Raw genomic sequence first — 13,214 nt, forward strand, 5'->3', positions numbered from 1 at the left:
TACGTAAGCGATTTGGGAGGACTCATTTGATGACACGCCAAAACTGTTTGCGAACACAACAGCGCTGGATGGCCAGCGCCACGATGCTTTTGGTGGTGGTTTTGGGGCTTTCTGTCGGTTCCGCACGTCCTGTCGAGGCGCAGGCGATTTGCCAGTCACCCATTACCAGATCTGTAGTGAATATCACTGCAAATGGTTGCCAATCCCAACTACCGTCTGCTGGCGTCGACTATTGGCAAGTTAACAGCTTGTCTTCTTCGGGGGATTTTCGGATCGGCGTGCGTTATGCTGGCCTTACATCCGAAGCTATTCTCCTCATTACAAAATTTGGCACTAACATAGTGCCAGTTCGGTGCAATGGACCAAATTGTGCGACGGCGACCCGTTGTCAGATTGGGGTGTCATGCGTTTTCTCAGCGCAACTTGGGCGTAACGGAGTGGAATTTACTGCATCGGGAGGTGCCGGTACCGAATTGTTTACAGTTGGCCCTGTTATTGTTTCCGGACCACTTTTCGGCGGACAAGCAACAGCTGACTGGTCGATGACCTTTCCCAACGGATCCCAAATCGCACCGGGACAAATTCAGCCCGTACGATTCGCGGTCCATGCCAATACGCTATTAGAAGGTTTGGGCAATGGTTCGTTTGACATTGGCCCCGGTTTGATTGATCCCGGCCTTTTTCCAGCGCAATTGCCCGCCGATGGGTTCTGCGGCCCCGGTTCCACCGCAAGGTCCGATGGTACGATCGTGCGGTTTCGGGGGTTGACCCTTGCGGGGGCGAGCAGTTGCAATTTTGATTTTGGGATCGGGGCTTTGGGCAATTTAACCGGTGGTACGGTGAATTTCCTGACTTCGCCGTTGACGATAACAGTAAATGGAGAGCAGCGCGCGCTGCCCGCCCAAGCCCGGAATTTGACCAAACTCTCAGGCCAGTTGCCTATCCTGTCCATCGACACCCCGGATATCGTGCAAAACGGCGCGGTGATGGAGATCGGGTTTCGCTATGCCAGCCCGTATATAAACTCGGGCCATACCAATGGCAGCTTTGATTTCGATCCCGTTGCCTTCGCGCCGGGGCTGACCATCGTGCAGGAACCGCAATTCACCAATTGCGGTCCGGCAACATCCACGGTCGTGTCCGCAACCTTGCGCCATATTCGTAGCATTGATGTCTCAAACGGCGGATTTTGCCAGATCCGCATGTCTGTAAAGGTCCCGACGCCCGCGTATCGGACCAACTATAGCCTGATCACCGGCCCGATTGGTGGGTCTCTGGGCGGAGTCATTCATGTAGATAGCACCCCGCCAGTACAGCATTTCACCGTCGCCGGTTCCAATGAAAACCTGCGGCCCGCCACCATGACGATGCAGGTGAACCCGCCCGATGCTTTGGGCGGTGTCCAGCGCAGGATCCGCTACAACATATCACTGCCCGCGGGCCTGCCCACCCCCGGTAACATCAGTTTTGACCACAATACGGCACATCTGGCGGCAGGGGTGACACTGGATACCGGCAGCTTGCCGCTCAACCCGTGTGGGGCGGGATCGTCCATTACGTCAGCAGGCGGCGCGGGCTTTTTCACATTGAACAATGGTCGGCTTTTGCCCGGGCAAAGCTGTAGTTTTGAAGTGGCGATCAATGTGCCTGTTGGTCTGGCCCCGGGAAGCTATACCCAGCTCACCAGCCCGGTGAGAAGCACGGTAAGTGAGGTGCCCCTGACGTCCCCCGCTGCCACAGCACCATGGAGCGTCACCTCACCTGATGCCGCCACCCTTGCCATGCAGTTGATCCCAGCCTCAGCCGTCGCAGGGGCGGCGCGCAGCATCCGCTATACGGTCAACCTTCCTGCAAGTGGGCCTCAACCCGACCGGATCGAATTTGACCATGATGTTGCGTTCTTTGTACCAGAGGTGATGTTTGATACGTCGAATGTGCCTTCCAACCCTTGCGGGGCGGGATCCTCTTTCGTGTCATATGGGTCGGCGTCACAATACCAGTTGCTGGGTGGTAAAGTTGCACCGGGCGCAAGCTGCACGTTCGACGTGCCAATCCTGACCGCTGGCGTCGCTCCGGGCAACTATGAACAACGCACCAGCTCCCTGCGCACGGTGATTGGTGCCACGACGTTCACCAGCCCCGCCGCCAGTTCAACTTTAACCGTCGCCGTTCCTCCTCTGCCTTCAGAACCGGCCACGCTTGCCCTTCAAATTTTGCCGGAACATGCCCGGGCCGGGGAGCCGCGGACCTTTCGATATACGCTCACTTTGCCCGCGAATGTGAACCCGGCCCAAAGTATTGGTTTCAGCCACAATACGGCCTTTGAAGCACCGGGGGTGACCGTTGATCTGGCGAACACCAACACAACCGACCCTTGCGGGGCGGGATCTTCGCTGAATGTGACAAGCGGAAGCGGGGTTTTCGAACTGGTTGGTGGAACCTTAGAGGCAGGCACTGAATGCAGTTTTGATGTGACCGTAGATGTACCGAACACGACGCCAGCCAAGCAAATCTATTCAAGAACCAGTCAGGTCATAACTGTTGCGGCGGGTCAGACCTTGACCTCTCCGCTGGTTGTGACGCGGTGGGTTGTGGTCACCCCGTTCTTGACCGGCGCCACGTTAGATATGCAGGTGACACCCGCTTCTGCGCCTGCGAACGCACGGCGGACAATCACCTATACGATCAGCATACCAACAAACGCACCGCCGCTTAGCAATGCCGTGTTTGGGCACGATATTGATCACGTCGCGCCCTCAACCTTAGCCCAACAAGGAATATTTTTTGATCACCCGTCATTGCCGACTTCGATGTGTGGCACTGGTACTCTCCTTCATAGTGTCACTTCAGTGCGTCAAGGTAGTGGTTTTAATCTCGCGAACCTAGAACTAACGCCGGGGTTCACCTGCACCTTTAGCGCGGCATTCGATATCCCTGATGCCGTCGCAGCGGGACTGGCCCCCGGAACATATTCAATTCCCACACGAGCAATCAGGATAGCTAACACCCAGGACGAGGTCCTTTCAGCAGCACAGGGAACATTCACTGTTGTTGGGCCAACTACCGGCCTGGTACCCTTGGAAATGAGCACGCATATTGATGGCGGTCCGCTACGAGTTGGATCGCCTGTGGATTATGTGGTGACCGTCAGCAACCCCAATGGTGTTGATGTGACGAATGCCGACATGGCGGTTGGGTTGGGGACACCTTCGGTGCCGTTTGTTACACCGACCGGAATGAGTGTCAGCTTTTCGGGTTTCAATGGCGGGTGCACTGGCGGTCCTGCAGCAGCACCTGGCGGTGCAATGGGCTTTATTGCGAGCGGAGTTACTGTGCCGGCAAACAGTACATGCACTGCCACCGGTCAGGTTCAAGTGGATGGCACAGTTCCAGTGTCAAGCTATCCAGTGACGGGGTTCACAGACTTCACCGATTCCGTGCTGGGAGATTTTCCAAAGGTGTTTTCTCGTCTCACACCGATTGTCGTTGCTGCGCCTGATACCGAAGCGCCCGTTTTGACGGCCCCATCAAACCAAACCGCGAACACGGATGCTGGTCAGGCGTTTGCGCGGCTGGATGTGACGGGTCTGGGGTCGGTAACGGATGATAGCGGCTCGGTTCCTGCGATCACCTACCGCGTGGGTGCGAGCGTGCTGAGCGGGCCGTTTGATTTCCCGATCGGCGATGCGGTGGTCACGATGGATGCAGTAGATGCGGTCGGCAATGTGGCCAAACAGGTCAGTTTCACAGTCACCGTCACAGATAATGAGGCCCCGGTGATAAGTGTAACGCCGCCCACACCAGTCACGGCTGCTTTCGGGGCGTCGACTGCAAGCGTCAGCTTTACGGCCTCAGCCACGGACAATTCCGGCGATCCTGTTACGCTTGTCTTTGAACTCGCCAACAGCCAGCCTATCACCAGCCCGCATGATTTCCCCATTGGCACAACCGCTGTCACCGTGCGTGCCACTGACAACGCCGGCAATGCGGTCACCGAGAGCTTTGACGTGGTGGTCAATGCCTCAACCCTGTTGCCGCCTGTTGCGACCGACAACAGATATGTTGTTGCCGGAACCAATGCAGGCGGACCGAGTGTAACGCTTGCCGGTAATGTCATCGCCGATCAGATCCCGGACAGTGACCCGGATGCCAGCGGCAGCACCGGGCTGATTGCGGTTCTGGTGTCCGGCCCCTCCGGTGGGCCCGCCGGAGCCGTTCTGTCCCTGAACCCTGACGGCAGCTTTACTTACGCCTTTGCCAACAATACGCCGGGAAGCCCACAGGACAGCGCAAGTTTCACCTACCGGGTCACGGACCCCGACAGCCTGCAGTCCAACACTGCAACCGTGACAATCACCATCCATGCCGTGCCCAACACCCCGAACACTGCCCCGGTTGCCCGAAATGACAGCTTTTCTGTTTTCGGGGGCGCAGCGCTGAACGGCAATGTGCTGGATGACAATGGCGCAGGCGCAGATGCCGACCCGGATAGTAACCCCGATCCGCTCAGCGTTTTGCTGGCACGGGATGTGGCAGACGGAACCCTGTCCCTTCGTTCGGACGGCAGCTTTAGCTATACTCCGAATGCGGGATTTGCGGGTACGGACGGGTTTGAATACACCCTCACCGATGGCGCCGGTACTGCGACGGGGGTTGTCGCCATCACCGTTTCGCGCCCGCCAGACACCACCCCACCTGTGATCACCGTGCCTGCAGATATTGCGATGAACACGGACGCAGGGCAAGCCACAGCAGCGGTGACCTATAGTGTCTCAGCCAGCGATGATGTGGATGGCGATATCAGCGCCAGTGTCACGCTATCCCATCCTTCGGGAACGGTGTTCCCCATCGGCACAACCACAGTCACCGCAGATGTATCTGATGCTTCGGGAAATGCGGCCACGCAGGTGAGTTTCACCGTCACGGTGACGGATAACGAAGTTCCGGTCATCAGCGTAACGGCGCCTGCACCGGTGTCGGTCCCCATCGGGGTCGCCAGTGCCAGCGTTGCATTCAGCGCCGGCGTCTCGGATAATTCTGGTGCCTCCGTCACGCTTGTCTTTGAGCTCGCAAACAGCCAGCCAATCACCAGTCCGCATGATTTCCCCGTTGGCACAACCACAGTCACCGTGCGCGCCACCGACGGCTCTGGCAATGAAGCTACAAGAGATTTTGATGTGGTGGTCACAGACGGCACGCCACCAACAATTGCCCTTTCCGCAGACACGACCACTTTGCGCGCAGGCCAAACCGCAACCATTACATTTAAGCTGAGCGCAAATGCGACTGATTTTGAAGAAACAGATGTTGCGGTTACCGGAGGCACATTAAGCGGTTTCAGCGGATCAGGCAGAAGCTATGGCGCAAGCTTTACGCCTGATAGAAACAGTTCCGCGGAAGGCAGAATAAATGTGGCCAGCGGCCGTTTCACGGACGCAACAGGCAATGCCAATGCCGACGGGGCAGATGCCGACAACACGTTGATTATTGTCATAGACACGGTGCGCCCAAGCGCCGCAATCAGCACGTTATCAGGGCCAAGTAACGGAGTGTTCACTGCCACCATTACGCTTAGCGAACCCAGCACAGACTTTGCCGTTGATGATCTTGTGCTGGTCAATGCGGCTGCCGTTTTTGCAGGGAGCGGCGATACCTACACGGTCACGCTAACGCCTCAGGGCAATGGCCCCCTCTCGGTTACCGTCGCGACCAGCAGCTTCTCAGATGCGGCCGGAAATAGGAACGCCGCGCGCTCAAACACCCAAAGCGCTGTTTTTGACGGAACACCGCCCACTGTGGAAATCACCGGCTTGCCAGAAACCTTTAGCGATCAAGCAATCCTGGCGGCAAATATTACCTTTTCAGAGCCTGTGACGGGGTTCGAAGCAGAAGACCTGAGCCTTGGGAATGCGACCTCTATATCCTTGAGCGGATCGGGTGCCAGGTATTTTGTGCGGATCAGGCCCACAGGCCGTGGGGATATCACAATGCAAGTGCCCGCAAACGCTGCGCAGGATGGCGCCGGGAACGGCAATCTCGCATCTTCTTTGGTAATCGCACGCAACGAAACAGTCGAGAAAACCCAAAGGCAAATCGCACAGTTCATGGCCGGCCGCGCCAATCAATTGGTCACTAATCAACCCGACCTGACCTGTCACTTAAGGCAAAGCTGTGCCGGGGGGAGTACTGAGACAAGAGTCACCAGAGGTCAGTTATCATTCAACTTCAATTCCCGCCCCGAATGGCCTGTCTGGTTCCAATTGAGTGGCACAAGAACCAGTGACGGCAGTGCCAACAGCGATTATCTGTTTGGTGCTTTTGGATCGCATCGCGCGATCAACGATAACACTCTGGTGGGGGGGGTGTTTGAGTTCGATCATGTCGGGCAATCAGATGGTGCATCAAAGATCGAAGGAACCGGTTGGCTGGTTGGCCCTTACTACGTCACCCGTCTTCCCAACCAGCCGCTTTATTTTGAAGGGCGTCTTCTCGCCGGAATGAGCCACAACCGCATCCAGCCGTTCGGAACATATACCGACAATTTTGAAACCCGGCGAGTGTTGGCCCTGCTCAAGGTTTCCGGGCAGTTGGAATATGGGGAAACAACCCTGATCCCCAGCCTTGCCGGGTCTTACACCACCGATACGCAACTGGCTTATACCGATAGCCTCGGGAACCGTATCCCTGAACAGGGCATCGAACTGGGGCAATTGGAATTGGGGCTCGATTTTGAAACACCTGCAACCATTCTTGGCCAACTCTGGACTTTAGGCGGTGGCGCCTCCGCAATCTACTCAACCACTTCTGGCTCCGGCGCGGCCCAATCCGTCGTCACAAGCTATAATGGGGGACGCGCAAGGCTCGAACTCTCCGGCTCAACCCAGTTTGACAACGGCGCCCGCCTCAACCTCGGAGCATCATATGACGGCATCGGTGCACCCGAGTTTGAAGCTATCGGCCTCGAAATTGGGTTCCAGTGGGAATTCTAAAATCACAAGAGTGTTCATTGGTGCAGCGTGCAGCGAAATGTGACTTTGTCCGCGACCCAGTCATTGCGAAATTGGAAATGCTGCGCGGGGTACGAATGGCAGCAATCGAGCCCAGAATGACCGATGTTGTGCTGAGCACGAAGGGCCGTTTTTTAAGGAAAGCCCATTTTGTGTCTTCAATTAAACCGACCGTGAAACTCACTTGTAGTCGGAGGCCAATCCTCAAATAGAGGTAGATCATCGGTAATTTCATGCCAGGGTGCTTTTGATCCGGCAAAAATATGGGCCTCGGGACGAACAATCGGATCGCCGACCACAGCGCCCAAAGCCACCCAGTCCAGCTTGTTTCCATCCCCTACGACGGCCCCGAGTGGCGAACCGCATCGACCGCAAAAGGGCCTATATACACCCGGTGATGTTTGAAACTTGGCGGTCATGTCTTCGCCAGACGTCCACTTGAAACCATCCAAGGAAACACGTGTGTAAGCAGCGAATGCTGTGCCAGAAGCGCGTCTACATTGCGAGCAATGGCACATTCCAACATCTTTTAGCTCACCTTGGAGCGCAAATTGAATACCATTACACAGGCAGCCGCCACGAATTGTCATGTTCCGGCCCTTCATGAACGTTCACTTTCGATGACATGGTAGATTGCCTCACCAACCGCTGCAACTTCGCTGTCCAGCAAACGGGGGCATGCCATAAAACTGTCGTTTGTTGAATGGTAGTTTTCGTGGAAGCAGCCATTGGTGCGACCGCAGCAAATGGCCTCTTTGTCCCGCAATCTGTGAGTTCGTGTACCATCGGATTTCGCGGCCGCAGCGAATGTCGGCAATGCGGGCTGCAATTGCGGCAACTTGATCCTTTGGCCAACAGCAGGTTTGGGCCGTTACGGTCGCGTTTTCGCCGACGTAGAGCCCAATGCAGCACCACATTCAGTGGCGGCAATGAGTTCGAAGTGTCCGATGCGGCAAGGAGCAACGGGACACGTCATACACCCTTTACGATCTTGCGAATAATCTCATCTTCCGACGGTTGATGGATGGTTTGAAATTTATGCAAGTCTTCCAGTTTGAAGTTGGTATAGCGACGCAACATTTTCCAATCTCGGTGAATGATGGGCAAGGCATCGTATCGAGCCATCAGCAAAAACCGTGTGTCCATTGTTGCTTTTCCCTGTCTATTGTTGTCCGTCCAATTTTCGACTAACTAGACAAATCAAGTTTCTCTTAACGTGTGGCTATGCAAGTGACTGAAAATAAAAGATATAATATACACAAAAGTGCACGTTTAAGTTGTGCACCGATGATGGACTGGACGGACCGCCATTGCCGTTACATGCATCGTCTGCTGTCGCGCCGCACGCTGCTTTATACTGAAATGGTGACGTCGCCCGCATTGGTGCGCGGGGATGCGCGGCATTTGTTGCGGTTTGACCCGAGTGAGCAGCCCGTGGCGTTGCAGCTTGGTGGATCTGATCCGGTTGAGCTGGCTAAGGCCGCGCAGATGGGTGCCGATGCGGGATATCCTGAGGTTAACCTCAACTGCGGGTGCCCGTCTGATCGGGTGCAATCAGGCGCGTTTGGGGCTGTGTTGATGAAGCAGCCCGCGTTGGTGGCGGAATGTTGCGCTGCGATGATTGCCGCACAACCTGCTGAAGTGACGGTAAAATGCCGTATCGGTGTAGATGATCAGGACCCGGAGGAGGTGCTGCCCGAGTTTTTGGCACGCATTGTCGGTGCAGGTGTTACCCGTGTCACGATCCATGCGCGTAAGGCGTGGTTGCAGGGGCTGTCACCCAAAGAAAACCGCGATGTGCCTCTGCTGGATTACGATCTGGTGCACCGGATGAAGGGGCTGTTTCCGAATCTACATATCTCCATCAATGGCGGGGTATCGACGTTGGAACATGCTAAGGAATTGCTGGATGCGGGCCTTGATGGGGTGATGATCGGGCGGGCGGCCTACCACAACCCGACCGATATCCTGCAAGCGGCTGACGCCGTTGTCTGGGGCGAGGACATGGGGCCTGAGCCTGTCGATGTGGTCTTGCAGATGCGTGACTATATTGAAGCGCATATGGCGGACACCACGCGCGGGGGCGGGAAGTTGATGCCTGTTGTTAAGCCGATGTTAGGGCTGTTTGCTGGGCGCCCCGGTGCGCGCCAGTGGCGGCGTTACTTGTCTGAAAATGCCCACCTAGGGGGCGCTGGTTGGTCCACGATCGAGGACGCGTTGGCCGCGATGGAACGTACAGCCGCATAAGGGTTGTTGCCGCCGCGCACATGCGCAATGTTGGCGCAACACTTGGAGCGCCTTATGCCTGAAATGTCTATTCTTTTACCGCTTGTCGGATTGCTAATGGTGATCGGCGCGTTTGCTGGCGTTTTGGCCGGATTGCTTGGCGTTGGAGGCGGTATCGTCTTGGTGCCTGCGTTCTTTTACGCCTTCTCGGCGCTTGGTTATGACAGCCCGCAATTGATGCAAATCTGTTTGGCGACATCATTGGCGACGATCATTGTGACATCGCTGAGGTCCTTGAATTCGCACAGTAAAAAACGCGCTGTAGAATGGGAAATCCTGCGCGGCTGGGGGGTTGGTATTGTCATTGGAGCGATCATTGGCGTGGCGGTGGCGACGCGGTTGCAGTCCGTTGTTTTGCAGGCCTTGTTCGGCGGTTTGGGCGTTTGCATCGGCCTTTACATGGCGTTCGGCAAGTCTGATTGGCGGCTGGGGGACGAGATGCCTAAGGGAGCGTTCCGTGCGATAGGGTCTCCGATCATTGGGTTTCTGTCGGTTTTGATGGGGATCGGAGGCGGCAGCTTTGGGGTGCCGACGATGACATTGTTTGGCGTGCCGATCCACCGCGCAGTCGCAACGGCGTCGGGTTACGGCGTGATTATCGCGCTGCCTGCAGTCATCGGGTTCCTGTTTGCAGATATTGAGGTTGCGCCGCCGTTGACTGTGGGCGCTGTGAACTTCGGTGCGTTTGGGGTGGTGGTGTGTATGACGCTGATCACGGCGCCTTGGGGCGCAGCACTAGCGCACCGGATGGACCCTAAGCCATTAAAGCGAGTGTTCGGGTTTTTCTTGATACTTGTGGCGCTGAATATGTTGCGCAAGGTTTTGGGAGCTTAGGTAGGAAAGTCCGCTGTGTGGGACGTTACGCCTTATCGCTGCAGTTGCGCCAATGATTGCTTCTTGAAGACTGCTTGGTTTGAAGAATAGTATCTACGGACCAGTAATCTAACTCCCGTCGTAGGGTGGGTGTAGCTCTCAAACTTTGAACTTCGGCACCAAGATGGATGAGGCCTGCTCAATGATGTTTCCAGCGATGTCTTGCGCGCTTGGTGCGCTGTCGATCAAGCCAAGTCCTTCTCCTGCAAACGCTGCAACCGTTGCTGTGTCGCCGCGTTGTTGCGCGTCAGCCCAGATTTCTTTCTGAACCTCAAGATCTTCAAGCAAATCAGTCTCCGAACCGTGCCAAGTATTAAGAAACGCATTTCTCTGAGCCCGCGCCGTGTAGCGCCTTGGCCAATCATAATCTCGGACAATGTCGAGAACGCGGGTACGTAACGTGTCGTCACCATTTGCAGCTAACGCGTTTGCTAAAATACGAGGATGAACCAGCGCCTCTTTGGACGCCCAGTAGCGTGTTCCGACGACGACACCATCAGCACCCAATGCAAAAGACGCGGCCAAACCACGACCGTCTGCGATGCCGCCTGCTGCAACCAGTGCAACATTAGAATTCTGTTTTGCGATCTCGTCAAAGACTTCTGGAACCAAGGTCATTGTCCCACGGTTTTCACCGTGTCCACCCGCCTCGCTTCCCTGTGCCACAACGACATTTGCGCCGACTTCAATCGCACGACGGGCATCTTTCCATGTCTGCACTTGGCAAATCAGAGGGATACCAGCGTTCAAAATGTCTTCGGCATATGGTGCCGGGTCGCCGAAGGACAAATATATGGCCTTAGGATTGCGTTTTATAACGTGTCTTAAGATCCAAGGGCGGTCTGCCAATGCCCAAGTAATAAGGCCGCATCCAATGTGCGCCTGACCGGCAACTTCGAACTGTGCATCTATCCAATCGAGGTCGCCGTAGCCACCACCGATCATACCGAGTGCGCCACTATGAGATGTAGCAGCTGCAAGCGCACCGCCAGCGGCAAACGCCATTGGTGCTTGGATAATGGGATATTTCAGATCAAGAACGTCAGTCAGGCGCGTTTTCATGAAATGGCCTTCCGGTATTCCTCTACCGGCAATCCGCCGATGCCCCAATTTTCCAGATCGACTTCGTCAATCACCACAAATGTTGTCGCTGGCTTTTTGCCCAAGACGTCTTGCAAAAGATCGGTAACACCTGCGATGAGGCATGCTTTCTCCTCTGCACTGGGGCCTAGGCCATCTGGGCCACCTTCGCGCGTAATTTTGATATTCACGTAGGGCATGGGTCAATCCTCCTGAGGTAAGTATGCGAACGCCTTGGTGACGACCCGCCATTCGCTGCCATGCCGGACAAGGGTCAGGTGATCCAGATAGTCGCGGCCCATCATTGTCATCCGTGCCGTGACGTGGGCAAGACGTGCGCTGCCAAAGCTAATTTCCAAAATTGTGTCCTTTCGCGGCTCGTTCCGCTTGGCCGGAGCTTCACGTTGATCGATCCGCGCCATGTAGGTATCCAGATCAAGGTAAAGCTCGTCGCCTTCTGTCGCACAGATATACGCGAGTTTGGGGTGAAAGACCTCTCGTAGGCGGTCGCTATCTGCGTGGTACAGACCGTCAAAGTAAGATTGCATCAGGCTGCTGACCTCTGAAAAATCTTGCGGTGTCATCACAACAAGCCTTCTGCACGCAGGGCCTGCTGGACCGCTGGGCGTTCAGAGACACGCGTTACAAAGCCAGCAAGGTGCGGCCAATTCTGAAGGTCGATGTCTTTGAAATTTGCCCAGTTCGCCACGACGAAAAGATAGGCGTCGGCAACAGTAAATTGCCCGTTGACCAATGTCTGCCGACCGTCTGATAGAAATTCCTCAACAACATTGAATTTTTGCTTCACTGCCGCGCGGGCTTGGGCGGTTTCGGTTTCGCTGGCACCGTCCCGAAACAACGCGGAAAAGGCTTTATGCAGTTCCGAAGACACGAACACGAGCTGTTCTATCACCCGCGCGCGGTCCATCGTTCCAACTGGAGGAATAAGCCCGGCATTGGGGTGTGCATCCGCCAGAAACTGAAGGATCGCGGGCCCTTCTGTTAGAACTTCACCATCATCAAATTGTAGCGCGGGCACATATCCCTTTGGGTTGATTGTCGTATAGTCGGAACCTTTTGCGGTAAGCCCCGCGGTGTCATCGACGGCTTCGATTTCAAACGGAATGCCGGTTTCGATCAATGCAATGTGGCTTGCGAGCGAACAAGCGCCCGCCTTATAGAACAGTTTCATTTTTGACCTTTCTGAAAGCCTTTGGGTTACGCGGTTGAGATGGCATCTTGAGTTTCACATAGCAATTAGGTAACCGTTGGTTACTCAAAGAAATGCGTTACTCCACAGAAACCAGGTTACAAAAAATGCCGCTGAAAATGCGAAAGAACAAAAGCACGGAACCGCCTGAACCATGCATGCTGACCGAATGCATGGCCGTGATTTCCGGTGCGTGGGCACCCAATGTCATTTGGTCTTTGCGCGGGGGGGCACGTCGTTTCAGTGAGCTGCGCGCCGACATACCGCCGATCTCGGCAAAAGTGTTGTCGGCGAGGTTAGGTGAGCTTGAGAAAAAGGGGGTGCTGGTCCGCCATGTACGAAGGACCTCTCCGCCGTCAACCGAATATGAATTGACAGCACTGGGTACAGAATTGCTCCCCGCTCTTGATGCAATTGTTGAGGTGGGTCATAGACTTAAGACACGGCGATCCACTGTGAACTCGTCAAAACATTGAGAGTGTGGTTACCGGTGAACACCAAAATTCTGGCGCTCTGCAGAATGCTCAGCCCGCCAACGAGATCGCTGTTTCTTGAACGTGGCCGTTCATCCGGTTCGCAGCATCGGTCGAATTGCTCCAATTCTGTTGAAAAAGTCTTCTTGATTTGAAGGCCATCGATTGATCCTGAGCTGCTGATCCGGATGCTGCTGGTGGGCTATTGCTTCGGTATTCGGTCAGAGCGCCGGTTGTGCGAAGAGGTGCATCTGAACCTCGCATATCGCTGGTTCTGCCGCCTCG

Annotated in this window: 10 protein-coding genes and 1 pseudogene; 5 read left to right on the plus strand and 6 right to left on the minus strand. The window is 55.5% G+C overall.

What is annotated here, in order from left to right; all coding sequences use genetic code 11:
- Positions 1–29 precede the first annotated feature (29 nt).
- Positions 30–6,989, plus strand: a complete 6,960-nt coding sequence (locus tag OCA8868_RS08710; protein WP_093996148.1) for an Ig-like domain-containing protein — start codon at positions 30–32, stop codon at positions 6,987–6,989.
- 176 nt (positions 6,990–7,165) lie between these two features.
- On the opposite strand, the gene OCA8868_RS08715 is transcribed toward OCA8868_RS08710, so the two are convergent.
- Positions 7,166–7,597, minus strand: a complete 432-nt coding sequence (locus OCA8868_RS08715) for a GFA family protein (RefSeq protein WP_179214817.1) — start codon at positions 7,595–7,597, stop codon at positions 7,166–7,168.
- A 382-nt stretch (positions 7,598–7,979) separates the two neighbouring features.
- Positions 7,980–8,153 carry a hypothetical protein gene (locus OCA8868_RS16665; RefSeq protein ID WP_179214818.1) on the minus strand — a complete coding sequence of 58 codons (174 nt, stop codon included), beginning with the start codon at positions 8,151–8,153 and terminating at the stop codon, positions 7,980–7,982.
- A 78-nt stretch (positions 8,154–8,231) separates the two neighbouring features.
- Between OCA8868_RS16665 and dusA the strand changes: the two genes are divergently transcribed.
- A complete protein-coding gene (dusA, locus tag OCA8868_RS08725) occupies positions 8,232–9,254 on the plus strand; it encodes a tRNA dihydrouridine(20/20a) synthase DusA (RefSeq protein ID WP_093996151.1) in 1,023 nt (340 codons plus the stop codon).
- Positions 9,255–9,308: 54 nt separating this feature from the next.
- The gene (locus OCA8868_RS08730; protein WP_093996221.1) at positions 9,309–10,127 is read left to right on the plus strand and encodes a sulfite exporter TauE/SafE family protein; all 819 of its coding nucleotides are present in this window, start codon (positions 9,309–9,311) and stop codon (positions 10,125–10,127) included.
- Between the two features lie 138 nt (positions 10,128–10,265).
- Here the strand turns inward: OCA8868_RS08730 and OCA8868_RS08735 are convergent, their stop codons facing one another.
- The 4 genes from OCA8868_RS08735 to gstA are packed head-to-tail and all read right to left on the minus strand — an operon-like array spanning position 10,266 to position 12,438.
- Positions 10,266–11,228, minus strand: coding sequence for an NAD(P)H-dependent flavin oxidoreductase (locus tag OCA8868_RS08735; RefSeq protein WP_093996152.1), 963 nt, complete (start codon positions 11,226–11,228; stop codon positions 10,266–10,268).
- Positions 11,225–11,446 carry a tautomerase family protein gene (locus OCA8868_RS08740; protein ID WP_093996153.1) on the minus strand — a complete coding sequence of 74 codons (222 nt, stop codon included), beginning with the start codon at positions 11,444–11,446 and terminating at the stop codon, positions 11,225–11,227. The genes OCA8868_RS08735 and OCA8868_RS08740 overlap by 4 nt, the downstream gene beginning before the upstream one ends.
- Positions 11,447–11,449: 3 nt before the next feature.
- The gene (locus OCA8868_RS08745; RefSeq protein WP_093996154.1) at positions 11,450–11,830 is read right to left on the minus strand and encodes a nuclear transport factor 2 family protein; all 381 of its coding nucleotides are present in this window, start codon (positions 11,828–11,830) and stop codon (positions 11,450–11,452) included.
- Positions 11,830–12,438: a glutathione transferase GstA gene (gene gstA, locus OCA8868_RS08750; protein ID WP_093996155.1), complete on the minus strand. Its 609-nt coding sequence runs from the start codon at positions 12,436–12,438 to the stop codon at positions 11,830–11,832. Before gstA ends, OCA8868_RS08745 begins: the two co-directional genes overlap by 1 nt.
- Before the next feature lie 191 nt (positions 12,439–12,629).
- On the opposite strand from gstA, the gene OCA8868_RS08755 reads away from it, so the two are divergent.
- Positions 12,630–12,932, plus strand: a complete 303-nt coding sequence (locus OCA8868_RS08755; RefSeq protein WP_245848139.1) for a winged helix-turn-helix transcriptional regulator — start codon at positions 12,630–12,632, stop codon at positions 12,930–12,932.
- 152 nt (positions 12,933–13,084) lie between these two features.
- Positions 13,085–13,214 (plus strand): annotated as a pseudogene (locus OCA8868_RS08760) (transposase); the annotation flags it as partial.

Source organism: Octadecabacter ascidiaceicola, from assembly GCF_900185015.1.
In the GTDB taxonomy this organism is placed as follows: Bacteria; Pseudomonadota; Alphaproteobacteria; order Rhodobacterales; family Rhodobacteraceae; genus Octadecabacter; species Octadecabacter ascidiaceicola.

Excerpts from the sequence above, each read along its gene's own strand:
- OCA8868_RS08710 (WP_093996148.1), top strand. The coding sequence starts at position 30 with ATGACACGCCAAAACTGTTTGCGAACACAACAGCGCTGGATGGCCAGC.
- OCA8868_RS08715 (WP_179214817.1), bottom strand. The coding sequence starts at position 7,597 with ATGACAATTCGTGGCGGCTGCCTGTGTAATGGTATTCAATTTGCGCTC.
- OCA8868_RS16665 (WP_179214818.1), bottom strand. The coding sequence starts at position 8,153 with ATGGACACACGGTTTTTGCTGATGGCTCGATACGATGCCTTGCCCATC.
- dusA (WP_093996151.1), top strand. The coding sequence starts at position 8,232 with ATGCAAGTGACTGAAAATAAAAGATATAATATACACAAAAGTGCACGT.
- OCA8868_RS08730 (WP_093996221.1), top strand. The coding sequence starts at position 9,309 with ATGCCTGAAATGTCTATTCTTTTACCGCTTGTCGGATTGCTAATGGTG.
- OCA8868_RS08735 (WP_093996152.1), bottom strand. The coding sequence starts at position 11,228 with ATGAAAACGCGCCTGACTGACGTTCTTGATCTGAAATATCCCATTATC.
- OCA8868_RS08740 (WP_093996153.1), bottom strand. The coding sequence starts at position 11,446 with ATGCCCTACGTGAATATCAAAATTACGCGCGAAGGTGGCCCAGATGGC.
- OCA8868_RS08745 (WP_093996154.1), bottom strand. The coding sequence starts at position 11,830 with ATGACACCGCAAGATTTTTCAGAGGTCAGCAGCCTGATGCAATCTTAC.
- gstA (WP_093996155.1), bottom strand. The coding sequence starts at position 12,438 with ATGAAACTGTTCTATAAGGCGGGCGCTTGTTCGCTCGCAAGCCACATT.
- OCA8868_RS08755 (WP_245848139.1), top strand. The coding sequence starts at position 12,630 with ATGGCCGTGATTTCCGGTGCGTGGGCACCCAATGTCATTTGGTCTTTG.